This is a genomic window from Rickettsia endosymbiont of Seladonia tumulorum (assembly GCF_964030815.1).
Classification (GTDB): domain Bacteria; phylum Pseudomonadota; class Alphaproteobacteria; order Rickettsiales; family Rickettsiaceae; genus Rickettsia.
In genome coordinates this window covers 1049748-1076347 of sequence record NZ_OZ034963.1, presented here as the reverse complement: position 1 = coordinate 1076347, position 26600 = coordinate 1049748, and the positions used below count along the sequence as shown (strand labels likewise).

The following is a 26600-nucleotide window of genomic DNA, read 5'->3' as shown; positions in this document are numbered from 1 at the left end:
TGAGCTATGGGAAGAATCTAGATAAAAAGATTTAAGAATGCAATAGAAATTTAACTAAAGATACAAATTAATAACTTAGAGTAACTAGGAAAATATAGGTATTAGTAAGGAATAAAGGGAAATAATAGAAAGTTTTAATAACTAGTAACAATTACCACTTACAATTATAACAGAATATTTAAGAATTTTTATTAAGATGTAAATATAGAAAGTATTTTAGGCAGAGCTAATAATAACCGTTTCTGTAGTTGCTTCGCTCAAAAACAATGACCGCTCCATTTGTCGACGTTTCACCAAGCCTTGCAGCTTCACACCGCCTTTAGCTTTTACCCACCTTAGCAGCTCATCGGCGGCGTTTGAGTATTCGCCTCGGTTAGGCGTTGTTGCGTGGATCAGTTTTTCTCGTCATTGCGAGGAAAAACTGTAAGTTTTGACGAAGCAATCTCAGGAGTTTTCCCTCATGAGATTGCCACGTCGCTACGCTCCTCGCAATGACGATTTGACATCCACGCAACAACGCCTACCGTGGTTTGGGAACTAGATCCAGAAAATAATAAAAAATACTAATTTATTAGTATTTTTAACTGACTCTAGTTCATAAATCAATAGTACCGGACAGTTATTAAAAAGACCCCGTTATTGCGAGGAAAAACTATAAGTTTTGACGAAGCAATCTCAGGAGTTTTTCCTCATGAGATTGCCACGTCGCTACGCTCCTCGCAATGATGACTTGGATCCATTTAACATACTTATAATAATAATAACTGTCCGGTATTATAGGTCAAGCCACGGGATGACATCGAGGGTGCTATTCGATCCATGCGGGCAATGCCTCCCGTGATTTATTCACGGGATTCAAAAAAACAACTTTTAATACTAATAATTTTAATATTTTTAACTGGATCCCGTGAATAAATCACGGGATGACAGGAGAAAATGATCCACGCGGGCAATGTCGTCAGCGGCACATTGTAATATTGATAGATTTAGTATTTGCTAACCTAACGCTAAAACATGAAAAGCTTGATTATAGCTTGTGTTCGCCGTTCGATGTGTTTGTTGAAATAATAAAAAATGATGAATGGTGGAGGCAAAGGGAATCGAACCCTTGACCCTCTGCGTGCAAAGCAGATGCTCTACCCCTGAGCTATGCCCCCAATATGTGACTTATTATATAAGTTACTGAAGTGGAATTGTTATATTTGTAAGTAATTAAATCAAACTAAGCTAAATTTTTGACTAAGTTCCAAGGTAGCACTTGCCCATTATTTCCTAATACCAAATCTCCAGAAGATTTAATTTCGGCAGCTAAAAAAGAAGAACCTTGTTGAGGAATATATTTTGATGGTATAATCTCTTCGCCTTTATAAAAATGTACTTTAGCTGATTCCCTAGCGGTTGGGTTGTTTTTAGAAGCAGTTTTTGCTTTAGACATAGCTTAATAATTTTTTAACTTAAATTAGATTTTGTAGAATATAATTTTTTTTTGCCGGATTGTCAATAGTTGCTTAACTTAAAAGATATATTATTTTGAAATTAGACTGCATCATTGCGAGGAAATTAAAAATTTTTTATTATTTTCTGGATCCCGTGGACAAGCCACGGGATGACATATAATTACTTTTTGGCTTCGTTATTTGCAGCTGGAGGTAACATAATTTTTAAATCAGCTTTAGCTTCTAAATCGCTAATATATTTTTTTAGTATTTCTGCTGCTAATACATTATCGATAGTCATTTTAGCTTCTTCTTTAGTTGGGATAGGTACAGGTTTTTTCTCAAGAACCTTAATGATATGCCAACCATAGTCAGTTTTCACTGGTGTTGAAACTTCGTTTACTTTTAAAGCAAAGGCTTTGTTTTCAAACTCAGGTACTAACTGCCCTGGTTGATTTAATAAAATGTAACCGATTACACCACCATTTGTAGCTGAAGCTTTATCAAGAGAAGATTCTCCTGCAAGTTTAGCAAAATCTGCACCTTTGTTTAATTTATTTTTTAAATCATTAGCTTCTTTTTCAGATTTAACTAAAATATGAGCAACTTTTATTTGTTCTTTACCTTTTAAGCTAGTTACATATTTATTATATTCCTCATCAAACATCTTATCAGTAAGATTAGATTTTACATAATTTTCTAATAATTCTTTTTGAGCTAATTGATTTTTTGCATTTTCAAGCTTTTCTTGGAATTCTTTAGAAGAGGTGATGTTTGACTTCTCAACTTCTTTCTTTAATAAAATATTATTAACATAAATTCGTATCAATTTATCTTGATCCTGTGGTGGAAAATCGTCAAAATTTTTGATAGTTTCACCTGAAGGAAGATTAAGTTGTGGTTTGAATTCTTTCATTATCTGTGATTCCCTTACTTCACCACCTGTGTAAGTAGCAACTACTCTGTCTGAGTTATCTGCAAAAGCTATACTAGAAAGTATACTAACGGATAAAAGTACAATTGATAGTTTTTTCATTATTTATGACTCATAATTTGTTAAATATAAGTTTAAATCCTATAAAAATAATAAATACCCGTCAACAGCTATTTTATAATATTTATTTATTAATAATTATTTACGGATTATTCTGCAACAGGGATGCTTGAAATAAATATATAACTAATTGATAATTTTATAAAATAGCCTATATTTATATGTACAAAAATATATTTAAGGATTTTGATGTTTTCTATATTGAAAAAAATTTTTGGTACGGCAAATGATCGTACGATAAAAAAACTATTTTCTGACATTGCAAAAATTAATTCACTTGAACCCGCAATTCAAAAATTATCAGATGAAGAATTAAAAAATAAAACTATAGAATTTAAGAAAAAACTTAAAAATGGTGCTACTTTAGATGATATAGCATATGAAGCATTTGCGGTAGTTAGAGAGGCTTCTAGAAGAGTATATGGAATGCGTCATTTTGATGTGCAGCTTATAGGTGGTTTGGTATTACATAGAGGAATGATTACCGAAATGCGTACAGGGGAGGGTAAGACCTTAGTTGCAACACTTCCAGCATATTTAAACGCTTTAGCTGAGAAAGGTGTACATGTCGTAACAGTTAATGATTATCTTGTTAGCCGTGATTCCGCTTCCATGGGCAAGATTTATAATTTTTTAGGTTTATCAGTTGGGTGTATTGTTGCTGGTATGCCAGATGAAGCTAAGCGAGAAGCTTATAATTCTGATATTACATATGCCACAAATAACGAGCTTGGCTTTGATTACCTAAGAGATAATATGAAATATAGCTTGCAGGAGCGAGTACTTCGTCCTTTTAACTTTGCTATTATCGATGAAGTAGATTCGATTTTAATAGATGAAGCAAGAACTCCATTGGTTATTTCTGGTCCAGTTAATGATAATTCAGAATTATATGGTAAAGTCGATAAGCTTGTACGCATGCTTAATGTAAGTGATTTTGAAAAAGATGAAAAATTAAAAACTATCAATTTAACGGAAAGCGGTATTAGTCATGTAGAATCGCTTTTAAGTCAAGCAAATATTATAAAGCCTGAGTCTGGTTTATATGACTTTGAAAATTTAAGCTTAGTGCATTACGTTAATCAAGCCCTTAGAGCTCACAACATGTTTACAATCGATGTAGATTATTTAGTACGTGATGGTAAAGTAATGATCATAGATGAGTTTACAGGACGTGTAATGGAAGGGCGTAGATATTCTGAAGGGCTACATCAAGCGTTAGAAGCAAAAGAAAACGTAAAAATCCAAAATGAAAACCAAACGCTTGCATCTATTACTTTCCAAAATTATTTCCGTAATTACCCTAAATTATCAGGCATGACTGGTACAGCTATGACCGAAGCACCAGAGCTAAAAGACATATATAATCTTGATGTAGTAGCAGTACCGACTCATAATAAAGTTACAAGACGTGATCTTGATGACGAAATTTATGGAAGCAAAAAAGAAAAATATGATGCTATTTTAAAGCTAATTAAAGATTGTCATGATCGTGGTCAGCCGGTGCTTGTCGGTACTGTAAGTATTGAAAAGTCGGAAGAAATTTCCAATGTTCTAAATAAAAACAAAATACCTCATAAAGTATTAAATGCTAAATTCCACGAGCAGGAAGCATTTATTATCGCCCAAGCAGGTAGATTTAAAGCAGTAACAATTGCAACTAATATGGCAGGACGAGGCACTGATATTATGCTTGGCGGTAATCCTGAAATGCTGATAGAGCAGATAGATAGAAAATCTTTAACTAATGCTGCTTATAAAGAAAAAGTAAATGAGATAAAAGCTCAAATAGCTGAAGAGAAAAAGCAAGTAATTGCAGCAGGTGGGTTATTTGTAATAGGTACAGAACGGCACGAAAGTCGTAGGATAGATAATCAGCTGCGTGGTAGATCGGGCAGACAAGGTGACCCAGGTAATACTAAATTTTTCCTATCACTTGATGATGATTTAATGCGTATTTTTGCCTCAGAACGTATTTCAGGAGTGCTTCGGACGCTTGGCTTAAAAGATGGTGAGGCGATACATCACCCAATGATTAGCCGATCACTTGAGAAAGCTCAGCAAAAAGTTGAGGGGCATAACTATGAAATACGTAAAAATTTATTACGCTTTGATGATGTAATGAATGATCAACGTAAAATAATATACGAACAAAGAACTGAAATTATTAAATCTAAAGATAGTTATGACTTCTTAAGTAGTACTACTGAGGAATTAGTTAAAAAAATAGTGCTAACTTTTATGCCAGCAGGCTCTTATAGAGAAGATTGGGATATAGAGAATTTAAGCGTAGAACTACACCGCACCTTTGCTATAAAGCTTGATCAAAATCTAATAAGCAAAAATGATGTAACAGAAGAAGAAGTTACAAAAATTGTTATTCAAACAGCGGATAGTATATATAAGTCTAAGGAGGAAGCTTATAGTCCTGACTTAATGCATAATGCTGTAAAATATATTTTATTAACTACTCTTGATCAAGTTTGGAAAGATCACTTGCATAGCTTAGATCACTTAAGACAAGGTATATCTCTTAGAGCTTATGCCCAAAAAGATCCTTTGAGCGAATATAAAAGAGAGGCATTTAACTTATTTGAGCATATGCTTAATAATTTAAAAGAACTCTTTATTCAAACAGTCTACCACTTCCATATTGACTTAAAGCATATTCAGAAAGAAGATATATCGCTTGAAAATAAAAAGCTGCAAAATAATATGCATGAAAGCCGTGAAGATCCGGCATTTAGTAAGTATAATGCAGGTAGTAACTTAGAAACTGATCTTAGACCTGTCATATCACGCATTAACCCAGAGGATAGAGACCCTAAAAATCCTACAAGCTGGGGCAAAGTATCTAGAAATGAGCTATGTCCTTGTGGCTCAGGTAAGAAATATAAATATTGCCACGGACTAAACGAGTAGGAAATTAAACACTTCTATCTAAGCAGGCTTTGCCTGTGTGAATCATTCTCCCTCCTGTCATCCCGTGATTTATTCACGGGATCCAGCTTTTAATACTAAAATTATTAGTATTGAAAGTTGTTTTTACTTTTTTCTATCTACACAAGCAAGCCTTAAGCGGGGATGATATAGAATAATAACTATCCGGTACTATTGAATAAATCACGGGATGACAGAGAAAAAATAAAAAATATTGATAGTGAAATAAAAATAGTATAAAGCATTAAGTAATACTTTATACTTTACTTATGAAATATGATTTTTTAGATAAAAAAAAGAAGAGATTAGATGCCTTACGTCCATTAAGTTCTGAATTAGCTAAAAATTTAGAAGAATGGTTTAGGGTAGAGTTAACCTATACAAGTAATGCTATTGAGGGGAATACTTTATCTCGCAAAGAGACTGCTATAATTATTGAAAATGGTTTAACTGTAGGAGGTAATGAATTTAATCTTAATTATGGAAGAATATCCTCCCGCAATTATAAGACCTCAAGAACGATTGCCATATATTACCTCTTTAGAAACTGCTCAACTCGGTGGTTCAAAAGAAAAATATCAGAAAATTATTTATAACGCAGTTAATCGTTCACTTGATATTTATTTAAAAGCGGTAACAGGGAAAGAGCCAACAGATATTAGAAAATCTGAAAAATTAATGAAGATCGGAGAATTAGCGAGTGCTATAGGAGAAAACGTTTCTACAATTCGTTTTTGGACTAAGGTAGGGTTGCTTGAAGTTGCTGATATTACTGCTTCAAATTATCAACTTTATTCTATGGAAGCATTTGAGCAAGGCAAGAAAATTCAAAAATTAAAAAAACAACGCTTAACTATAAATGAAATAAAAAATAAACTATAAAAATGTCAAATAAATTTAAATTGAGGGTTGACTAATTAATAATTTTATCTATAGTTTACTTATCTAATAGTATTTGAACTCTACTATTAATATAAACTAACTCCAAGTATACGCTTTATGCTGGGAATCTGCTATTATAATTATTTTTAAAATAAGAAGTATAGCGGAAGTCGTTATATTAATGGCTGAGCTTAATTCCCAGCACCTTATTCCTATTGTTTATTATACTTTTTATTTTAAATAACTTAGAGTTATTGTTATGAAGACAAAAGTACTCATAAATACTTCTACATCTCAGTATATATATGAGATACTTTTATAATAGAAAAAGACAATTTACAATATATTACTACTAGCTTTTATTAGCTCTTTGAATAAAACTAGGTCTATGCCATTATCATTGACATATTCAGGATGCCACTGTACGCCGATAAGAAATTTATGACTTGTTGATTCTATTGCTTCTATAATCCCGTCTTCTGCTTTTGCTGATATAATAAGATTATTACCAATTTGTTTAATGGCTTGATGGTGAGTTGAGTTAACCATTGTGTCCAGCTTATTATTTGCCATTCTAGCAAGCTTAGTATTCGGCTTTATACTAATTGAATGCGAGACTATATCTTTAGGATGAGGCTGGGTATGGTTTATGATAATAGGCTGTTTTGTCTCTTCGATATAATCCGGAATATGCTTAATAAGAGTGCCACCTAAAACAACATTTATTAGTTGCATTCCTCGGCATATTCCTAAAACAGGTATATTTTTTTCTAACGATTTCTTTAAAATCAATATTTCAAAATTATCACGCTCTTCATTAGAAATTACTACATCTTCAGCATATTCAGGTTCATAAAATTTAGGGTGTATATCTTCATCACCGCCAGGTAATATAACACCATCAATAAAATCCATGAGATGATCTATTGTTTCAGCTTGGTATGGCAGTAACATAGGGACGCCGCCGGCTTCGATTATTGCATCGGTATAATTCTTACGTAATGCATACCAAGGAAAGGCGGCATAAGTATATTTTTCACAATTTTGAGCTAAATCAGGAGTAATTCCTATTATTGGTTTTCTATTCATGTTTTTCATATAGAAATAATAAAATTAAGTTTCTGATCATGTAATTCAGCAGGAAAGTTATCTATAACTTGTTCTTTTAAACAAACACCAACAGTTAATATATCTTTATTATTATTTATGTATCGATCAAAATGTCCTTTACCATAACCAAGTCTGTAGCCATCTTTACTAAATGCCAGACCTGGGACAATTATCAATTCTGGTTCATAGAAATCATTATTTATCGGTTCTAAAGTTTTAAAACTCCCTAAAACTAATTCATCATTATAATTATAAGCACAATATTTTATTTCATTATTTATAATTTTAGGCAGAAAAAATTTTATTTCATGATGAATATTTAATAGTTCAAGCAGGTTTATTTCATATTTTAGTGGATAATATATTCCAACATGCTTTACTTTTAACTGTTTTAATAAATTACTGACTTGATTTAGTAAAGAAGTTTTTGTTAAATCAGAATTTATTTTATCTATATTTTTCGTTAAAAGCTCCTTGAAATGCAAACGTGATTCTTGTTTATTCATTATGACTTTACTACTTGTGTATCAAATACTAAATCATGAAGCATTTTTTCGTCTTCCCTAAATATCATCATAATAACGCTTATTATAAAAAGTATACCAGTTAAATTAATCACATAAAAAGCGACAAATCTAATAAATGCTTCACTACCTTTAAGAGTAGTTCCATCTTGATGAACTACTTTTAAATCTAGTAATTTTTTCCCAATAGAGGCTTGTATTTTTGAAGATTCTAGGTAAGAAAAGTAAAATCCTGAAATAATAAAAAATAAAGCAATTTCTATCATCGTGTCTTTTACAAATGCTATAGTCAATGATAGCAATATTCCAATTATAATTTTATCAATCAAGAAAGCAAATAATCTTCTGAGAATCATAAATTATTCCTCAATATGCGGTGGTGTTTCAAATGTATGAAATGGTGGAGGAGAGGTAAGTGTCCACTCTAGTGTATCAGCTCCATCACCCCAAGGGTTATTTGGGCAGTTTTTGCCGTATTTTAATGTATAGAAAACGATAAACACAAAATAAAGAGCAGCCGCCATAGAAATTCCTGCTCCTATCGATGAAACCATATTCCAGCCGGCAAAAGCTTCAGGGTAGTCTGGTATTCTTCTTGGCATACCTGCAAGTCCTAAGAAATGTTGCGGGAAGAAAGTTAAATTAACACCGACGAAAGTAATCCAGAAATGGATTTTGCCTAAGATCTCGGGATATTGCTTGCCTGATATTTTACCGAACCAGTAATAAAAGCCGGCAAATGCAGTGAATAAAGCACCGAGTGACATCGTATAATGGAAATGTGCCACAACATAATATGTATCGTGCAGAACTCTATCAAGTGCCGAGTTTGATAAGATTATGCCAGTTACGCCGCCGATCGTGAATAATATAATAAATCCTATAGAGAATAGCATAGGTGTTGGGAAAGTAAGTGAGCCACCCCACATAGTTGCGATCCAGCTAAATATTTTGATACCTGTTGGAATTGCGATAATCATTGTTCCGGCAGTAAAATATATAAGGGCGTTGTAAGAAAGCCCAACTGTAAACATATGGTGAGCCCATACAATAAACCCGACAAAGCCGATTATTACCATAGCTCCGACCATGCCTTGATAGCCAAATATTGGTTTACGTGAGAAAGTAGAGATAACTTGGCTTACAATACCAAAACCTGGAAGTATTACGATATATACTTCAGGGTGACCAAAAAACCAAAATAAGTGCTGAAATAATACTGGATCACCACCACCATCAGTTTTAAAGAAAGTAGTACCGAAATTACGATCGGTAAGTAGCATGGTAATAGCTCCACCGAGCACTGGCATAGCTAAAATTATCAAGAATGCAGTAACTAAAATAGACCAGACAAATAACGGCATTTTGAATAGTCCCATCCCGGGTGCTCTCATATTAAAGATAGTAACGATTAAGTTGATTGAGCCAAGTATTGATGAAAGCCCTGTTAAATGCAGACTGAAAATAGCCATATCAACCGCTGCTCCTGGATGTCCGCTTATACTACTTAAAGGAGGGTAGAGCGTCCAGCCTGTTCCTGGTCCGCCGTCAACAAACGCTGATCCCATAAGTAAAATGAAAGCCAGAACTAGCAGCCAGAAACTGATATTGTTGAGGCGTGGGAATGCCATATCGGGAGCACCTATTAGTAAAGGTACAAAGTAATTACCGAAACCACCGAACAAAGCCGGCATGATCATAAAGAACACCATAATCACCGCATGTGCAGTAATCAGTACATTATATAGCTGGAAATCATGATTTAAGAAAGTTCCGCCTGGCATTGCAAGTTCTAGCCTAAACAGCAGCGAAAACAACCCGCCGACAATTCCGGCAAATATGGCAAATATGATATACATAATGCCGATATCCTTGTGATTAGTAGAAAACAGCCACCTCTTCCAGCCGTGCGGAGTGTGGTGATCATCGTGGTTTAGATCGTTAGTAGTTATATCCATAATTGTTATTCTGTTTGTGTTAATATATTTTTTTAGTTACCATGATTCATTACCTAAGGCATCTTCGCTTTTTTAAATGTAATTATTTGTCATTCTGGTTTTGTTGCATGGCTTTGATGTCATTCCCGCGTAGATCGGTTTTTCCGTCTGAGCTAAGGAAATTACGAAGTAATTGACGAAGCAATCCAACTAAAAAATGCTAATTTATAGTATTTTTTATTATTTTTTCTGGATTGCCACGCTCATTTCATTCGTGTAGCTCAGACGACTTTCGATCCACACAACAATGCCACGCGGGAATGACATATAAAGTGTTTTTCGATCCATACAACAAAACCGGACAAGCCACGGTATGACATCAGGATAAAAACATAATTAATTAGCTGCCAATTTTGAATTCTCACCGTTTGCGGCAACTTTATTCTTACTCGCAACCCAATTATCGAAATCTTCTTTGCTTACTACCTCTATAGCAATCGGCATGAAGCCGTGATTGATTCCGCAAAGCTCGGAACACTGCCCGTAATATACACCTTTTTTGGCGACTCTTGTCCATGTTTCATTTACTCTTCCGGGTACGGCATCTATTTTAAAACCAAGAGACGGAACAGCAAAGCTATGTATTACGTCACCGGCTGTAATTAAAAATCTAACTGTAGCATTCTCGGGTATTACTATTCTATTATCAACATCTAATAATCTTTTTTGGTCAGGTTTTAGATTTTCATCTGAGATCATAACACTATCAAATTCTATATCATTATGATCAGGATATATATAATGCCAATACCATTGGTAGCCTACTACTTTAATAGTTAAATCCGCTTCCGGTATTTTTTCGGCATGACGCAATATTCTAAAAGATGGCACGGCAATAATAACTAAAATTATTATAGGTATTACAGTCCAAATTATTTCTATTAAAATGTTATGCGAAAATTTTGCCGGTACTGGATTATTTCTTGCGTTAAATTTAATACATACAAAAACTAATAATCCTGCAACAAACAAAACTATGGCAGTAGAGATATAAAGTAAGAAATCGTGGAATTTATGTAACTCCTCCATGATCGGGCTTGCAGGTGGCTGAAATCCAATTTGCCAAGGCAAAGGCTCAGAAGCAAAGCAAAAGCTACTAAATAAAACTAAGCCAATTAAAGTAATAACATTCTTCATAAAGTACATAATACAAGTTATTTTTATATTAATATAAATGGATATGTATTTTAATTAAAGCAAAAATCGATAAATAAAATAAATTTTATATGCTATTAATGATGTTTGAGGTGGAAAATGTACCTATATCAGGGTGTTGTATTAAATCTATAACTTCTATTACTTGAGCGTTTATTAATTTAGCTTGAGTTTGTTTATTCGTTAATTGAGGATCATATTTTGTTACAGCAATTACAGAGGGGCAAATATTTTGCACTAATAATGCGTAATCGTTAAAACCTTTTAACTCGGGTAACATAAGTACTTTATCAACAAATGTAAGGGAGCTTAAAATTTTTGCTCGTTGTAGTTGATTATGAATAGGTTTACGCTTTTTATATTTAATTATTGTTTCATCAGTTTCTAAAGCAACGATTAAATATTTACCTTGCTTTTTAGCTTCATGCAAAAACTCCAGGTGACCATAATGTAACACATCAAAGCAACCTCCTACCAAAACTATTTTGCTATTTGGTAAACATTTTTTATTTGAAGAAATATTCTCATAATATTCTATTTTTGATGGTTTAACATCTTGATTATTAAATGAACAAGAAGTGAAGTTTGTAAGAATTAATAAAAATAGGAATAATCTAAACATAATTTTAATTATTAAAAATTAAAGAAAATTAACTTTAATAACACAAAAAATATAAAATAAAAACAAAAAGTATTTTGAATAAAACGATTTAAAACTAAATTATTTTATAATTTTTTATTGTAATTTGTATTTATATAGTTCATATTAATAATAACGAAACCAAGATAACTTCTAAGTAATCAATGAAAAACGACACGCTATCTTACGATTTTGATGATGTATTATCAGTTCCTTATCTTAGTGCACGATTCAAAAAAGTTCTTACCTCTGTTTCCCTATTACTATTTATAGCATTAGTGATGTTTGTCTCTTTTGCTGTTAATAACTATGTAAATGATACGTTATCTATAACATTAGTACATCCTGAAGCTGAAGAAATTCAAGAAGCAATTTCATTTAAAGAAGTAACAGTTAAAAAAGGCGATACTATAAATTCTATTCTGAGCGGTCAAAATATCCCAAGAAATGATATAGAAAAAATATTAAGCTTAATAAAAGAAAATAAATTATTGCCATCGCTTAAAATAGGGCAGCAAATTACTTTTGAATATGAAACAAAAATTACCGAAAATGATAATGAGGATTTAACTTCTGAAACAGTATTTCTTAATAAGATTATTTTAGCTATAGATAAACTTAAGACTATTGAAATAATAAGAGAGAATGATAATTTTAAAATTGCAGAAATTATCGTGCCTTTAACAAAAACAGTGGCTAAGTCATCTGTAAATATCGAGTCAAACTTTATGTCTGCTCTTAAGAAGCTTGGTTTGTCAAACAATAATATAATAGAGCTGATTAATGCTTATGCTTATCAAATTGATTTTCAGCGTCAAATAAAAAGTGGTGATACTGCGACTGTTATAACAGAAAAATACGTGACGGAAGATGGTAAATTTTCCCATCACGGTAAGATTTTATATGTCTCGTTAAATCTTTCAGGAAAAGAATATAATATTTATCGCTATTCACATGATAATAATGTAAATAATCATGCATTTTTTTCTGAAGATGGTAAAAGTGTAAAAAGAAGTTTGCTTAGAACTCCTTTAAAAGTTATAAAAGTTTCTTCACAATATGGTATTAGGAAGCACCCTATACTTGGTTATACCAAAATGCATAAAGGGGTTGATTTTGCAGCACCGACTGGAACACCTATATATTCGGCGGGTAATGGTGTTATTACTGAAATAGGTTGGAAATCAGGTTATGGGAAATTTATCCAGATAAAACATAGCGGTACGTTATCTACTGCCTATGCTCACGCATCAAATTTTGCTAAAGGTTTAAAAGTAGGAAGCCTAGTAAAACAAGGCGATATTATAGCATATGTTGGAAGCACCGGTAGAGCTACAGGACCGCATTTACATTATGAAGTTAAAATTGATGGTAAACATGTTAATCCTATGTCCGTTAAAACAACACCAGGTGTAGAATTAAGCGGAAAAAAATTAGAAAAATTCAAGCAGTTTAAGAAAGAAGTTAAAACCTTGAATGTTAAGCTTGATAAAGATTTGCAGGCTAATAAAGTAGCTGAAGTTTCGGTGTAATGTGTTAGGCGTGTGTCATTTCATGGTAGTCGTCATTGCGAGGAGCATAGCGACGAAGCAATCTCAGGAGTTATATTCTATTTCATGAGATTGCCACGTCGATGCTATGCATCTCCTCGCAATGACGCCCCTCCTTTATTCCCTTATAAAAATCCCTAAATAATTATGATTCTATCATTTAAAAAACTATATCTAACATTTGCTCGTAGTAGCCGTATTATAATAACATTAGTGATTATTGATCAATTGACTAAATGGTGGTTTATCAATAATCTAAGATGGAAGCCTGGCTTAACCTTAAAGGTCACATCTTTTTTAAATATGGTTTATACTTGGAATTATGGTATTAGCTTCGGTTTAATGCGTGATTATTATCAATATAGTAATATCGTGTTTTTAATAACAAATACGATTATTGTTTGTTATTTATATTATTTAATGATGAGTTCCAAAACCATAGGAGGCTTTGCTGGTTATAGCTTTGTAATTGGTGGTGCTATCGGTAATTTAATTGATAGATCATTTCGAGGAGCAGTTTTTGATTTTATATATTTCCATTATCAAGATTATAGCTTTCCAGTATTTAATCTAGCTGACTGTTTTATTACACTTGGAGTAATTATCTTAGTAGAAGATTATTATAGTGCTAAAAAAAATATTGAAGAAAAAGCTAAAGAGAATTATGATAAAGCCCAAATTGAGGCTATGGCTGAAAAGATTCGTAATGCTCCACAAGGCGATAACGATAAAATATAATCTAAATAATCTATAAGGTATTAAAGTGAGAAAAGTTTTTTTATTATTTACTGTTTTATTAATTACTTCTGCATGTAATAAAAAATTAAAAGAAACTGTAGGAATATCAACAGCTGGTCCTAATGAGTATCAAGTTCAGCGTAGTAAGGCTTTAGAAGTACCGCCTCATTATTATTTACCTGTTCCAACTAACAATCAAGCAGTTTATAATAATGTTAATGATCAGGTCAACCTTAATGAGGGTGAGCAAGCATTAATGCAGGACATTAAATAGGTATACTCAATCGTCATTGCGAGGAGATGCATAAGCATCGACGCGGCAATCTCATAAAGTAGTACATATGATTCCTAAGATTGCCACGCAGTCTACGACTGCTCGCAATGACATTTTCTATACAATCCCTTAAAATTAACTCATGACTATCCATAAAAGACAAAATATAGGTGTTTTTGGGCTTGGTAAAACTGGTATTTCGGTTTACGAAGAGTTGCAAGACAAATGTAATATAATTGCCTATGATGATCTAGAAGCAAATAGGGATAAGTTTGAGGAATTATTCGGTAAAAATTATATTATTCCCATATCTGATATAAAATGGCAAAATTTAGATAAAATTGTATTAAGTCCTGGAATTCCTCTAACACACGAGATAGTCAAAATCGCAAAAAATTTTAATATCCCGATCACTTCCGACATAGATTTATTTTTCGAAAAATCTAAAGGTTTAAACCTCCTAGCTGTGACCGGTACAAACGGCAAAAGTACTACCACTGCTTTAATTAGTCATATCTTAAGTGATAATGGTTTAGATTATCCATTAGCTGGTAATATCGGTGTTCCGGTTTTGCAAGCTAAAGCAAGTAAGGATGGGTATGTGCTTGAGTTATCTTCCTTTCAGCTAGATTTAGTAAAAACTTTTGCTGCTAAAATAGCAGTGCTTCTTAATATTACTCCCGATCATTTAGATAGGCATGAAAATATGGAAGGTTATATTACAGCAAAATCTAAAATTTTTGATCGAATGGATAAAGATAGTTACGGGATAATTAATATTGATAATGATTATTGCCATGAAATTTTTACAAATCTACAACAAAAACATCATATTAAATTAATCCCTTTTTCAGTTACCAAAATTCTTGAAAAAGGTATATCAATAGTTAATGATATAATTACCGATAATTTCTTTGAGCATATTAGTTTTAAACTAATGTCTAATAAGAGTCTGCAAGGAATTCATAACAGCGAGAATATTGCAGCAAGCTATGCAGTTGCTAGAATAATAGGTCTTGAGCCTGTAAAAATTATCGAATCTATAAGTAGTTTTCAAGGACTGCCGCATAGGATGCAATATCTAGGTAGTATAGATGTTATAAATTTCTATAATGATAGTAAAGCAACGAATGCTATAGCTGCCGTGCAATCAATTAAAGCTCTTGATAATATTTATTGGCTTGCAGGTGGTATTGCTAAAGAGGGGGGTATTGAGGAAATAAAACCTTATTTTAGTAAAATCAAAAAAGCTTATTTTTATGGGCAAGCTAAAGAAATGTTTGCAAATACTGCCAAAGATGTAATAGATTTTGTTATATGTGATGATCTTAAACAGGCTTTTGAACTTGCTTATAAAGATGCTTGCAAGGATAACCAGAAAGAAAAGAATATTTTACTTGCACCTTGTTGCAGTTCATACGATCAGTTTAAGAACTTTGAGGAGCGTGGTGAGTTGTTTATTAGATTGTATAATACTCTTATTTGTGCCTATGACAAAAATGCCTTATTAAAAAAATTAATTAGTTAAGTATTAATTTGTTAATATAATTTAATATTAAAATTATGTAATATATTAATAAGCAAGTTAATAATTTTATTAGCTTGTGATCTTAAAAGAACTATTTAAAAATTAAAAAAGAGGTTTTTTATGTTAGGATTTATTACAGCATTTTTTACGATTGAGAGTAGTAATACAAAAAATGATAAATCAATAAAAGGGAAAATAAAAAACGATGAAGCAATAGTAGACACATTCTTAAACATGAGTCTAGAAAGTATAGAAAAGGCTTTCCCAAAGCCTTTCTCTTCTAGTACGCATGTAGAAAAAAAAGTAAATGTTGATGAAAATGATAACGGTATTTTTTCAACATTTTATAATACAGCAGTAAAATATGTATTGGATTTAGTAGCTCCAGTAGTACAATCGGTAGTACAATATGCTCGTGATTATATTGAAGGTGATTATAACAAATATACTCAAGATTGTAGTGTGCAAGGATGTTATAAACAAAATCATGACTCTGAAAACTATCTTGGTGAAAACTATTATGCTGAATTGACAGGAACTACAATAATTCTTATGCACAATAACTAAATTGTTCTACAAAAGCATTGTTTTATGCGGATACCTAATCGTCATTGCGAGGAGAGGTCTCGATTTGGTAATCTTATGAAAATGTCTTATAAGATTGCTGAATCGCTATGTTCTTGGCAATGACGTTTTATTATTTAACTGGATTACTCCGTAATTTTCTAGTAATGATGTTAAAACTGATCAATACAACAGCATAAATAGAAATTACATAACTACAATATGAATAACGAAATATCGAATAATTTTATAAAATTATGGTGGCGTAGTACCGATCGCCAAATAGTTATTTCTTTAGTTATTTTATTTGCTTTTAGCTTAATGCTTGTGACTACTTCAGGTTCAGCAGTAGCAAGTAGAATAGGGCTGGAAGAAAATTATTTTGCATCTAGGCAAGTATTTTATCTAACAGCTGCCTCAGCTTTTATATTGTTATTTTCACGCTTTAATAAGAAATGGTTAAAGCGTTTTGCCATATTGGGTTTTATAGCTAGTATAGTTTTATTAATTGCTGTTAAATTCTTTGGTTACGAAGTGAAAGGAGCAACTAGGTGGATTAATATTGCCGGCTTATCTATTCAGCCTTCAGAGTTTATTAAGCCATTTTTTGCAGTTGTTACGGGCTGGATATTATCGTTAAAATTTAATGATGATTTCCCAAGCTTTACAGTTTGCTCGATACTTTATTTTATTGTTGCTATTCTCTTAATCATTCAACCGGATTTTGGAATGCTTGTGATGATTACGGCAGTTTTTGGTATTCAGCTTTTTATTGCTGGTATGCCAATATTTTGGATTGTTCTAGCTGGTTTTTTAGGAATGATAGGAGTAACTGTTGCGTATTTTTGGTTGCCACACGTTACGCAAAGGATTAACTCATTTCTAGATCCTGATAGTAGTGAGAATTATCAAGTTAGCAAGTCACTGAAAGCTTTTGAACATGGTGGTTTATATGGTAAAGGACCGGGGGAGGGGGCAGTAAAACAGGTTCTACCTGATTCGCACACTGATTTTATTTTTGCCGTTGCTGGGGAAGAATTTGGAGCTATTATTTGCCTTATAGTTATAGGTGTATTTGCGTTTATAGTACTTAGAAGTCTTGCTAAGCTATTAAATGAGCAAGATAAATTCGTCCAATTTGCTGCTAGCGGTATTGTTGCACAATTAGGGCTTCAGGCAATAATTAATATAGGTGTAACTTTGCATTTACTGCCTACTAAGGGCATGACGCTGCCTTTTATTAGCTATGGCGGCTCTTCAACGCTTGCAATTGCTATAGCTACTGGTATGCTTCTTGGCTTTACTAAATACCGAACGCCGCTTGATTCGTACAAGATAAATAAAATAGAAATATGAAAAAGATAGTTTTAGTGGCAGGTGGAACAGGCGGTCATTTTTTTCCAGCAGTTGCTCTTGGGGAGGAGTTAATAAAAAGAAAATATGAAGTTCATTTTATTACGGATTTAAGGTGTGAGAAGTATATAAATCATGATACGGGATTAATTTTTCATGTTATAGATTTAAAACGACCAAAAAATATTTTATTATTCTTGCCGTTATTATCGCTTGCTATTTTTAAAGCTATTAAATTGTTATTTAGCCTTTCTCCCTCTGCTGTAGTAGGATTTGGTGGTTATCCGGTTGTTGCTTCAATGTTTGCAGCAATTTTTCTAAGAGTGCCGATTGTAATTCATGAGCAGAATTCTTATCTTGGAAAGGTTAATAAATTTTTTGCAAATTTTGCTAAGAAAATAGCAATTTCTTATAAAAATACTAAAAACTTGCCTGTAGTTGTAAAGAATAGAACAGTAGTTACTGGGGGGATAGTTAGAAAGAATATTAGAGGCTTGGATTCGGTGGTCAAGCGACGGAATGACAAAGACCGTACCTTTAAAATTTTTATCTTTGGCGGCAGTCAAGGAGCTAAATTATTTTCAGAGTTAATACCTGAAAGCATCAAAGCTTTAATGCAAAAGCAGCCAAATCTTAAACTGCATATAACTCAGCAAGCAGCACTTGAGGATCAAGTAAAAATAAAAAATATATACTCAAATTTAAATATTACTTACGAATTAGCTGAATTTTTTGATAATATGGCAAATCAGTATAAAAATGCTGATTTAGTAATTTCAAGAGCTGGAGCATCTACTATAGAAGAGCTAACTTATATAGGGTTGCCAGCAATTTTTATTCCGCTGCCAAGTGCTGCCGATAATCATCAATATCATAATGCAAAATTATTAGAAGATGAGAAATGTGGTTGGTGCATGAAGCAAGATGATATATCAAGCGAAAAATTAGCCGAAAAAATGTTTGAGTTAATAAGTAATCTGAAGATATTAGAAAATACCTCGAAAAATCTATTAAAAAGAAGAAAAGAGGGTCATAAGTTGCTAAGTAACCTAATAGAAGAGCTAATTTAAACAATATAAGCTCTTTATTCTTGCAAGTTTGATTATTATGTGGCATTAATCATAATAGACTTTTTCATATGGCTTGTTTTTAAAGATAATTTGTCAAGTTATATAAATAAATCTAATTGAAGTTTTGGAATAATATATGTTGAAAAAAATTATAATATTATTTTTAGGTGTTTTTGTGCTGTCAGGTTGTACTGATAGCTTTAGAGGTTACTTCCAAAAATCCGCAAATAATAGGTTAGTTGATAGTAAAGGTTTTAAAGGTGGTAAAAGAAAACCTTTATATAATAATAAATATATTAGTTTAGCTAAAAAGAATATAGTTGAAGATAATCTTGACGATCCAGAGGATGACGATGACGATTATGATAACCCTTTAAGAGGAGAGCAAATTGATCCCGTCAAAAGAAATCGTGAGATATACCTTAAAATGATTAGACGAGATATGGAAAAATATAAAGCTGAATCAGGTGAATCTTCAGACGATGATGATATGATTTTAAGTAAAGCTAATAAGAAAGTTAGAAAGGACAATACCGATAAAGAAAGAAAAATGCAAGAAGAGCTAGACCAGATAAAGGCAATGCTAAGAGAAACTAAGCGTGATATATCAAAATATACTTGCCCAAATGCAACAGCAAATCAAAATTATGTGCCTCCAGTTTCAAACTACGAACCTGTAGCACCAGTTAAAAATAATAAACCTTATAATAATAACTCTAAGGTAAAGCAAAAATTTATCCGTGAGGATGATGATTATAGTAGCAATGCTTGCTCTATTTAACTTTTCATCTCTGTCACCTCGTGGTGGCATTGCCTGCGTGGTTTCAATATCATTCCTGCGAAAGCAGGAATCCAGTATAAAGCGAGAAAAATCGAGCTTTTAATTTTAAAATTTGCTATATTTAGGCTTTTTAAGTACTGGATCCCGTGGACAAGCCACGGGATGACACTGTTGAAAAAGAAGTAAATAAGCTAAAAGACGAAATCGCACATTTATTAGAAAATCCCACAACAGAAGAAGATATTGAAAAAATAGAACAGCGTTTAGAGGAATTAGAGAGAATATTTTACGAAACTTGTTGATGGTTGTCGCATTGCGGTGTGGATCAATTTTCTCGTCATTGCGAGAAGAAACTGAAAGTTTCGACGAAGCAATCTCAGGAGTTCTTAGTACTGTTTCATGAGATTGCCACGCTCATTTCATTCGCTCGCAATGACGGAAAAGATCACTATTTCACAAATACCAAATCATTATTTAATGAATCCTTAGAGCTATATTTATAATCTAGATATGAAAATTCTTTAAGTAATTCAGGGGAGTCGATTAGATTATTTGCAATAAATTTCACCATATTTCCACGAGCTTTTTTAGCATTTATCCCAATAGTTGCTAACTTACCATTTCTATTTTCTTTAAAATGAATATTAATTATAGGATATTTTAACTTATCCTGATTTATTACAGATGAATATTCTTGCGATGCAAGATTAAGCAAATATTTATGTTTATGATGCTCAAGCCTCTGATTAATATAATTTGTAATCTCATCTTGCCAAAATTTGCTCAAATCATTTATCTCATTTAACTTTGTTGCCATTTCAAGCCTATAAGGTTTGATAACATCGAGCGGCTTTAAAGCTCCATATAACCCTGATATGATAAGCAAATGCGATTGTAAAAAATTTACTGCATCTTCGCTTAAATTTTCTGATTGTATATTATTAAAAACATCACCCGCATAAGCAAAAATAGCTGCTTTGCTGTCTTGCTTCTCAAAATTCTGAAATCTTTCTTTATTTAAATGTGCCAATTTCTCGCTTATACCCATAGTTTTAGATAGCTGAGCTTCAGAATAATTTTTAACTATAGCAAGTAGTTGATTTGTTATTTTGGGAAAAGTAGGGGAGGTTAGCTCCCCTTTAAAAGCTATCGGCTCAAAATTAAGAGTTTTAGCAGATGAAATAATAGTAAGCATTTAACGAACAGGAGGGTTTGGCACTGTTGAAACAGTACTAGCAATATTTCTATTAGTATCATTAACTGTTCTCATGATAGCATAGCTTGGATCACCATCAGCTTGCATTACTTCTTTTGACTTGGTGTTTTTTTGATTAGAACAGCTAGTTAAAGTCAAAGCAGCAAATAAAATTACTAAATATTTCATAATAAAATCCTTTTTATAAATTTCTCATTTAAGATAATGGCTTATGATAACTATGTCAAGCCACAACCAAGGACCAGCTATTGACAAAATATTAAAATGCTGCTAGTAATTACAATACAAAATAATATGTTAAATTATTTATGATATCTTTGAAAGTTATTAGTTTAATACAAAATTGGCGTTGGCGTAGATAATATTTTTACGTTATGGGTGTATTATGCCCACTGCTCAATTATTAAATTATAACTTATACAGGATATTAAAATGTCATTCCTTAATATTTTCTTAAGAGTCTTCTCTCTTTTATTTTCATTATTTTTCACTTTATCAGTTTATGCGACTCAAAAAAACATCGCTGTTATTGTCCCGCTTGAACATGCAGCAATGACTCAAATCGTAGCAGGAATTGAAGAATCGTTGAAAGCTATAGATGCAAAAATTACAGTAAAAAATGCCCATGCTGATTCTAATATTTTACTTGCTATCATAAAGCAGCTTAAAGATCAAGATATTGACGTAATAATTCCAATCGGTACATCTGCTTGTCAAACTGTAATTTCACATATCCCTAATAAACCGATTGTTTGTGCGGCAGCTAAGATTGATAATAAAAATCTTCCCTTGGTTACTGGTGTTAATGATGAAATAAAAATTACCAGTATCATTAGCAAGTTACCATTTTTACGGAACATTACCTTAATTTATAGCAGCAGCGAAAAAGTTATTTCAGAAGTAGAAGCAACAAAAAGCTATGCGAAGAAAAATAATATTTCGTTAAACTTTAAAATGGTACAAAACTTAAATGACTTATCGGTAGCTGTAAAGAATGCTCCCGAAAATACACAATGCTTTGTGATTTTAAAAGATCATTTAATAGTTAGCGGTATAAATATTTTAAAACAAGAAGCATTTAAACGAAATATTCCTATTATTGCCTCGGATGAAGGGTCGGTAATTAGCGGAGCAACCATCGCGGTAGGGGTGCAAGAAAAAGATATAGGCTTAAAAGCAGGTGAACAAGCAAAGCAGATTCTGCAAGGAACAGCACCTAAGAATATCCCTTTTCAAAATATGGATGAGCTAACTTTATTTGTTAATCTTAAATCCTTTATCAAACAAAAAATTCTTACCAAGGAAAATTTAGCTGCTCTTCCTTTTAACAGAAAAGAGTTGGAAGAGTAATATAATGAATCTTTTAGTTACTGCTCTTGAGCAATCTTTGATAATGTTGCCGCTTATTTTAGGAATGTATATCAGTTACAGGATTTTGAAAATTACCGATTTAACTGTAGATGGAACATATGTATTAGGTGCGGCAGTGTTTACTAAATTTCTTTCATTTGGACTATTTTCGGCATTAATACTTGTCGTAATAGCAGGGAGTGTTATTGGTGTTATAGTAAGCTTTATGCAGAAAAATAACCGTGTTAATAGCCTTATAGCGGGAATACTTGCCAGCTTTATGCTTTATTCGGTTAATTTGCAGATTATGCAATGTCCTAACATATCGACACTAGGTATGCCAAGCTTACTCAATATATTTAATGCTGAAAATTGGTTATTACCTTTGAGCATGTTGAATATTATTGTGATATTTGCAATAATAATTTTATTAAAAGGGCAACTAGGTCTAATGCTTAGAGCATTTGGGTTTAATAAAGATTTACTTGCTATTTTAGGAAAGCCTGCCGAATTCTATCGTACGCTTGGGCTTAGCATAAGTAACGCACTTGCTGCATTAACTGGTACTATATCAGCACAAGTAAATGGTTTTGCCGATATTAATATGGGTTTTGGGGTAGCACTTGTTGGTATCGGTGCAATAGTTATAGGGCGACATATCCTAATTCGCAATAACAGCTTTGATACTTTTAAAGAAATATTTTCCTGTTTTATAGGTATATTATTTTACTTTATCACTTTAAGTATTTTACTCCGCATCGGTATTGATCCTATAAACCTTAAGCTTATCTTAGGAATGGTGCTATTTATTTCTCTTCGTTCTGTGAAAAGAGAGGCTGTATGAAACCTTATTTATATGCCGAGAAAGTGCAGTTTAAAGTAAAAGAGCGTAATGAGCCGATAATATCGGAAACTACTTTAAATATTGCCTAAGAAGAGTTTGTTGTAGTGCTTGGAACTAACGGCAGCGGTAAATCTACTTTAACAAAAATTCTAGCAGGTTATTTAAAGCCGACTAGCGGGCAGGTGTTTTTAGATCAAGTACGAATTGATAAATTACCGCAATCGCAAAAAGCTAATATGTTAATAACTATAACCCAAAAAGCAGAAGATAGATTATTTTCGGAGTTAACTTTAGAAGAAAATATTACTTTATGGGAAAGCCGCTTTCCAGCAAATGAGCGTAAAACAGATGTGGAAGTATTAGAGCTTATCGGTTTATCGAAATCTAAGCGTTTTTTGTCACGTCTAACGCAGCCGCTTAGTAATTTTTCCGGTGGGGAGAAACAACTTATATTGCTCGCACTAGCTATTTCTCATCCACCTAAAATATTATTTTTAGATGAACATACTGCAAGCCTTGACCCTAAAGCTTCGCATGAGGTAATGAAAAAAACGGCAGAGATTATTGATGAACATAAAATAACTGCCGTAATGATCACACATAATTTGGAAGATGCTGTAAATTACGGAAAAAGACTTGTGGTTTTAGATAATGGTAAGGTAGCACAAGACTACCTAAAACCACCGGCTTTTTCTATGAAAGAATTGAAAAAGATGTTAGGGTAAAATATAACAACTATTCTCCTGTGTTTGGGTCTAGAAAATCTGGAGCATGCCTACCAAGAAGTTTTCTAAATGCTTCTTCAGGTTTTATTTCAACTAGGTCTATTTCTTTGTATTCAGTAAGAAGGGATGTTATGGTATTATAAAGACTTTTTTGTGCTTCTAATTCATTTTTTAAAGCTTCTCTTTCTATTGCAAGTTGTTTTTCTTTAGCTTCGACTTCTCTTAAGCTTTCGTTAGCTTTTCTTAATTCAATATCTGCTAAGGCAAGTTGTGTTGTAAGAACAGCATTTTCTGCCAATGAATAAATTAGAGCTGCATAATCATGTGCTTTTTGCTCATCTTGAGTTAATTGACTGGATGGGTTTTGATTCATAATAATTACTTTAAAAAATAATTCTAAATTTAAAATAGATCAAATCTAGTATTATTGCAATTAATATCAGTAAATACAGCTTCATAATGAAGACTCTTTAGGATAAAGCCAAACAATTAACAATCCGATTAAAAGACCGAGATTTAAAAGTAAATTGTATTCCGTCATGGAAATCCCTAAAAGCTTAATTGCCGGTTTGGTGCAGGAAGTTATTGGCTGTGAATAAAGCATCTGTCTAATATGCTCAATAGATAAGCCTTTTGGGAAGCGGATCATAGATGAACAAAGACTGCTTGGCTGAACTATTCCTCGCTCTACCATACTATGATAGGTTGATAATATGCATGAACTAAGTAGTGTTAAAAAAATAAATACTAAAGTGTATTTACTTAATTGCCTGATAATTAAAGCAGTTAGACAAATTTTTATTAATGTTAGATAAGGGAATCTTTCGTAAACGCATAAAGGGCAGGGGGCATAATGCAATATATACTCAGCAAAATAAGCTGTAGCAAGAGCTGTGACAGAAATCGCAATTAAGCCTATATGCAGCATTTTATAGCTGTCTTTTCTTATGTAGTTTATAATGGTATTAAATGGCATATTTTTATTTTATAGTTTTTGTATTGTCAAACAGTGCCATCCTGTGGAGGCATTGCACACTTGTCATCCCGTGGACAAGCCACGGGATGACACCGAGGACGTTTTTCGATCTACGCAACAATGCTACCCGGGAAGAACATAAGAGTTATTCAACAAACCATTGTTGGGAGCAACAATTAAATTTTACAATTAATTAAATATAGTATATTGTCACTGATAATTAATTACAAGTATAAGAAAAATAAATGTCGGAAATTTTGGAAAATGCAATCAAATCAAAAGCTTGGCCTTTTGAAGAAGCTAAAAAAATACTAGATAGCTTAAACGGCAAAACTCCTGAAAAAGGTTATGTACTGTTTGAAACAGGCTATGGTCCATCAGGACTACCGCATATTGGGACTTTTGGCGAGAATGCTCGTATGGTAATGGTACAGAAAGCATTTGAACAATTATCAGATATAAAGACTAAGCTGATCTGCTTTTCTGATGATATGGATGGCTTGCGTAAAGTACCAAGCAATATCCCAAATCCTGAAATGGTAGCCGGATATATGGATATGCCGTTAACCTCTATCCCTGATCCTTTCGGTGAATGTGAGAGCTATGGGCATTATATGAATGCAAAATTCTGCTCATTCCTTGATAAATTTGGCTTTAAGTATGAATTTTATAGCAGCACCGAGTGCTATAAAGCCGGTATGTTTGATGAAATGCTGATCAAAGTACTTGAGAAATATGACGAGATAATGGAGCTGATGCTACCGACTTTTAGAGAAGAGCGGAAAGCTACCTATTCACCTTTTATGCCCATTTGTCCGAAAACTGGCAAGGTACTGCAAGTACCTATACATAAATGGGATGCAAAACTTGGTACAATAACTTATAAAGATGAAAACGGGAATGATATAGAAGTACCTGTAACAAAAGGTCATTGTAAATTGCAGTGGAAGCCGGATTTCGGTATGCGTTGGGCAGCTTTAAAAGTTGATTATGAAATGTACGGGAAAGACCATTTAGCAAATGGTAGACTTTACTCTGAGATTTGCCGAATCTTAGGTGGAAAGCCGCCGGTACAATTATGTTATGAGCTGTTCTTAGACGAAAATGGTGAAAAAATATCGAAATCAAAAGGCAATAGTATTAGCGTTGATGATTGGCTTAAATATGCACCTGTTGAAAGTATGGCATTGTTTATGTACCAAAATCCTACTAGGGCTAAAAGGTTATTTTTCGATTTAATTCCTAAAAATGTTGATGAATATATTACCTTTAATCAAAAATATCATTTAGAAGAAGATAGATCAAAACGTTTTGCAAATCCGGTTTATCATATTCATCATGGAAATGTGCCTAAAATTGAGACTTTTGGTATTACTTACTCGCTGTTATTAAATCTAACTTCGGTGTGTAATCCATCCGATAAATCAGTACTTTGGGGTTTTATTAGCAGATATGAACCAAAAGCGACACCAAATAATAGTCCATATCTTGACCACTTAGCAGAATTTGCTATAAGATATTATAATGATTTTGTTAAAGCACATAAATCATATTTAGCTCCGTCTGAAAAGCATAAAGCTATTTTGCAAGATATTTTAGATATGTTAAAAAGCTTGCCTGAGCAGATAGAAGCGGAAAGTATTCAAAAAGGAATTTATGATATCGGCATGAAAGCAGGGTATGAAAATTTGCGTGATTATTTCAAAGATTTATACCAAATATTACTTGGGCAAAGCGATGGTCCAAGACTTGGTACTTTCATAAAGCTTTATGGTATAAATGAAACTATGAAGTTGATTGAGGAAAAGTTGTAAAGGGTAATTTTTGTCATACCGCGACTTGATCGCGGTATCTAAAAACTAACTTATAAAGATACCGCGATCAAGTCGCGGT

General features: G+C 32.6%; 27 protein-coding genes, 1 tRNA gene and 2 pseudogenes. 15 read left to right on the top strand and 15 right to left on the bottom strand.

The genetic code is table 11. The annotated features are described in order from the left end of the window. Positions 1-216: 216 nt before the first annotated feature. The 5 genes and pseudogenes from AAHF54_RS07485 to AAHF54_RS05280 form a co-directional block, all read right to left on the bottom strand. Positions 217-342 carry a lysozyme gene (locus AAHF54_RS07485; protein ID WP_410525918.1) on the bottom strand — a complete coding sequence of 42 codons (126 nt, stop codon included), beginning with the start codon at positions 340-342 and terminating at the stop codon, positions 217-219. A gap of 49 nt (positions 343-391) precedes the next feature. Next, positions 392-518 (bottom strand): annotated as a pseudogene (locus tag AAHF54_RS07480) (polysaccharide polymerase); the annotation flags it as partial. Positions 519-1082: 564 nt separating this feature from the next. Next, positions 1083-1157, bottom strand: a tRNA-Ala gene (locus AAHF54_RS05290). Positions 1158-1222: 65 nt separating this feature from the next. Continuing rightward, a complete protein-coding gene (locus tag AAHF54_RS05285) occupies positions 1223-1435 on the bottom strand; it encodes a hypothetical protein (RefSeq protein WP_011477565.1) in 213 nt (70 codons plus the stop codon). A 182-nt stretch (positions 1436-1617) separates the two neighbouring features. Further along, the gene (locus AAHF54_RS05280; protein ID WP_342169901.1) at positions 1618-2472 is read right to left on the bottom strand and encodes a peptidylprolyl isomerase; all 855 of its coding nucleotides are present in this window, start codon (positions 2470-2472) and stop codon (positions 1618-1620) included. A 207-nt stretch (positions 2473-2679) separates the two neighbouring features. Between AAHF54_RS05280 and secA the strand changes: the two genes are divergently transcribed. Together secA and AAHF54_RS05270 are read left to right on the top strand one after the other, a co-directional pair. Continuing rightward, complete coding sequence (gene secA / locus AAHF54_RS05275; protein WP_342169900.1) at positions 2680-5412, top strand: preprotein translocase subunit SecA; 2733 nt, start codon at positions 2680-2682, stop codon at positions 5410-5412. Positions 5413-5892: 480 nt separating this feature from the next. Then, a complete protein-coding gene (locus AAHF54_RS05270) occupies positions 5893-6312 on the top strand; it encodes a MerR family transcriptional regulator (RefSeq protein ID WP_342169899.1) in 420 nt (139 codons plus the stop codon). A gap of 336 nt (positions 6313-6648) precedes the next feature. On the opposite strand, the gene AAHF54_RS05265 is transcribed toward AAHF54_RS05270, so the two are convergent. The 6 genes from AAHF54_RS05265 to AAHF54_RS05240 all read right to left on the bottom strand — a co-directional run bounded on the left by AAHF54_RS05265 (position 6649) and on the right by AAHF54_RS05240 (position 11720). Beyond that, entirely contained in the window at positions 6649-7401 is a 753-nt protein-coding gene (locus tag AAHF54_RS05265) for a gamma-glutamyl-gamma-aminobutyrate hydrolase family protein (RefSeq protein WP_341788249.1), read from the bottom strand. Positions 7402-7406: 5 nt separating this feature from the next. After that, complete coding sequence (locus AAHF54_RS05260; protein WP_341788248.1) at positions 7407-7928, bottom strand: 5-formyltetrahydrofolate cyclo-ligase; 522 nt, start codon at positions 7926-7928, stop codon at positions 7407-7409. Then, a complete protein-coding gene (locus AAHF54_RS05255; RefSeq protein WP_342169898.1) occupies positions 7928-8302 on the bottom strand; it encodes an RDD family protein in 375 nt (124 codons plus the stop codon). Before AAHF54_RS05255 ends, AAHF54_RS05260 begins: the two co-directional genes overlap by 1 nt. 3 nt (positions 8303-8305) lie before the next feature. Then, complete coding sequence (gene ctaD / locus AAHF54_RS05250; protein WP_341788246.1) at positions 8306-9904, bottom strand: cytochrome c oxidase subunit I; 1599 nt, start codon at positions 9902-9904, stop codon at positions 8306-8308. Between the two features lie 375 nt (positions 9905-10279). After that, on the bottom strand, positions 10280-11089 hold the full coding sequence (gene coxB / locus AAHF54_RS05245; protein ID WP_341788245.1) for a cytochrome c oxidase subunit II: 810 nt from the start codon (positions 11087-11089) through the stop codon (positions 10280-10282). A gap of 76 nt (positions 11090-11165) precedes the next feature. After that, entirely contained in the window at positions 11166-11720 is a 555-nt protein-coding gene (locus tag AAHF54_RS05240) for an adenylyltransferase/cytidyltransferase family protein (RefSeq protein ID WP_341788244.1), read from the bottom strand. A 182-nt stretch (positions 11721-11902) separates the two neighbouring features. Here AAHF54_RS05240 and AAHF54_RS05235 point away from each other — a divergent pair, with 182 nt between their 5' ends. The 9 genes from AAHF54_RS05235 (at position 11903) to AAHF54_RS05195 (ending at position 19898) form a co-directional block, all read left to right on the top strand. Continuing rightward, positions 11903-13270, top strand: a complete 1368-nt coding sequence (locus tag AAHF54_RS05235; protein WP_341788243.1) for a M23 family metallopeptidase — start codon at positions 11903-11905, stop codon at positions 13268-13270. Positions 13271-13435: 165 nt separating this feature from the next. Then, positions 13436-14026, top strand: coding sequence for a signal peptidase II (gene lspA, locus AAHF54_RS05230; protein ID WP_341794945.1), 591 nt, complete (start codon positions 13436-13438; stop codon positions 14024-14026). Positions 14027-14051: 25 nt separating this feature from the next. After that, entirely contained in the window at positions 14052-14300 is a 249-nt protein-coding gene (locus AAHF54_RS05225) for a DUF3035 domain-containing protein (RefSeq protein ID WP_341788241.1), read from the top strand. A gap of 142 nt (positions 14301-14442) precedes the next feature. Beyond that, entirely contained in the window at positions 14443-15828 is a 1386-nt protein-coding gene (murD, locus tag AAHF54_RS05220; RefSeq protein WP_341794944.1) for a UDP-N-acetylmuramoyl-L-alanine--D-glutamate ligase, read from the top strand. A gap of 120 nt (positions 15829-15948) precedes the next feature. After that, the gene (locus AAHF54_RS05215) at positions 15949-16395 is read left to right on the top strand and encodes a hypothetical protein (protein WP_341788239.1); all 447 of its coding nucleotides are present in this window, start codon (positions 15949-15951) and stop codon (positions 16393-16395) included. 219 nt (positions 16396-16614) lie between these two features. Then, positions 16615-17748 carry a putative lipid II flippase FtsW gene (gene ftsW / locus AAHF54_RS05210; protein WP_341788238.1) on the top strand — a complete coding sequence of 378 codons (1134 nt, stop codon included), beginning with the start codon at positions 16615-16617 and terminating at the stop codon, positions 17746-17748. Beyond that, entirely contained in the window at positions 17745-18815 is a 1071-nt protein-coding gene (gene murG, locus AAHF54_RS05205) for an undecaprenyldiphospho-muramoylpentapeptide beta-N-acetylglucosaminyltransferase (RefSeq protein ID WP_341788237.1), read from the top strand. Before ftsW ends, murG begins: the two co-directional genes overlap by 4 nt. A gap of 136 nt (positions 18816-18951) precedes the next feature. Then, entirely contained in the window at positions 18952-19596 is a 645-nt protein-coding gene (locus AAHF54_RS05200; protein WP_341788236.1) for a hypothetical protein, read from the top strand. Positions 19597-19742: 146 nt separating this feature from the next. Then, positions 19743-19898: a hypothetical protein gene (locus AAHF54_RS05195; RefSeq protein ID WP_341788235.1), complete on the top strand. Its 156-nt coding sequence runs from the start codon at positions 19743-19745 to the stop codon at positions 19896-19898. A gap of 146 nt (positions 19899-20044) precedes the next feature. Here AAHF54_RS05195 and AAHF54_RS05190 read toward each other — a convergent pair whose 3' ends face one another. Beyond that, complete coding sequence (locus AAHF54_RS05190; protein ID WP_342169897.1) at positions 20045-20791, bottom strand: YaaA family protein; 747 nt, start codon at positions 20789-20791, stop codon at positions 20045-20047. After that, the gene (locus AAHF54_RS05185; RefSeq protein WP_341789235.1) at positions 20792-20983 is read right to left on the bottom strand and encodes a hypothetical protein; all 192 of its coding nucleotides are present in this window, start codon (positions 20981-20983) and stop codon (positions 20792-20794) included. A 261-nt stretch (positions 20984-21244) separates the two neighbouring features. On the opposite strand from AAHF54_RS05185, the gene AAHF54_RS05180 reads away from it, so the two are divergent. The 3 genes and pseudogenes from AAHF54_RS05180 to AAHF54_RS05170 all read left to right on the top strand — a co-directional run bounded on the left by AAHF54_RS05180 (position 21245) and on the right by AAHF54_RS05170 (position 23731). Next, on the top strand, positions 21245-22162 hold the full coding sequence (locus AAHF54_RS05180; protein ID WP_341788233.1) for an ABC transporter substrate binding protein: 918 nt from the start codon (positions 21245-21247) through the stop codon (positions 22160-22162). A gap of 4 nt (positions 22163-22166) precedes the next feature. Continuing rightward, positions 22167-23006, top strand: coding sequence for an ABC transporter permease subunit (locus tag AAHF54_RS05175; RefSeq protein ID WP_341788232.1), 840 nt, complete (start codon positions 22167-22169; stop codon positions 23004-23006). Next, positions 23003-23731: pseudogene (locus AAHF54_RS05170) on the top strand (ATP-binding cassette domain-containing protein). The gene AAHF54_RS05175 and the pseudogene AAHF54_RS05170 overlap by 4 nt, the downstream one beginning before the upstream one ends. Before the next feature lie 10 nt (positions 23732-23741). Here the strand turns inward: AAHF54_RS05170 and AAHF54_RS05165 are convergent. Next, positions 23742-24104, bottom strand: a complete 363-nt coding sequence (locus AAHF54_RS05165) for a hypothetical protein (RefSeq protein ID WP_341788230.1) — start codon at positions 24102-24104, stop codon at positions 23742-23744. 81 nt (positions 24105-24185) lie between these two features. Then, on the bottom strand, positions 24186-24707 hold the full coding sequence (locus AAHF54_RS05160; protein WP_341788229.1) for a disulfide bond formation protein B: 522 nt from the start codon (positions 24705-24707) through the stop codon (positions 24186-24188). Between the two features lie 245 nt (positions 24708-24952). Between AAHF54_RS05160 and AAHF54_RS05155 the strand changes: the two genes are divergently transcribed. Further along, entirely contained in the window at positions 24953-26521 is a 1569-nt protein-coding gene (locus AAHF54_RS05155; protein WP_342169896.1) for a lysine--tRNA ligase, read from the top strand. Positions 26522-26600 lie beyond the last annotated feature (79 nt).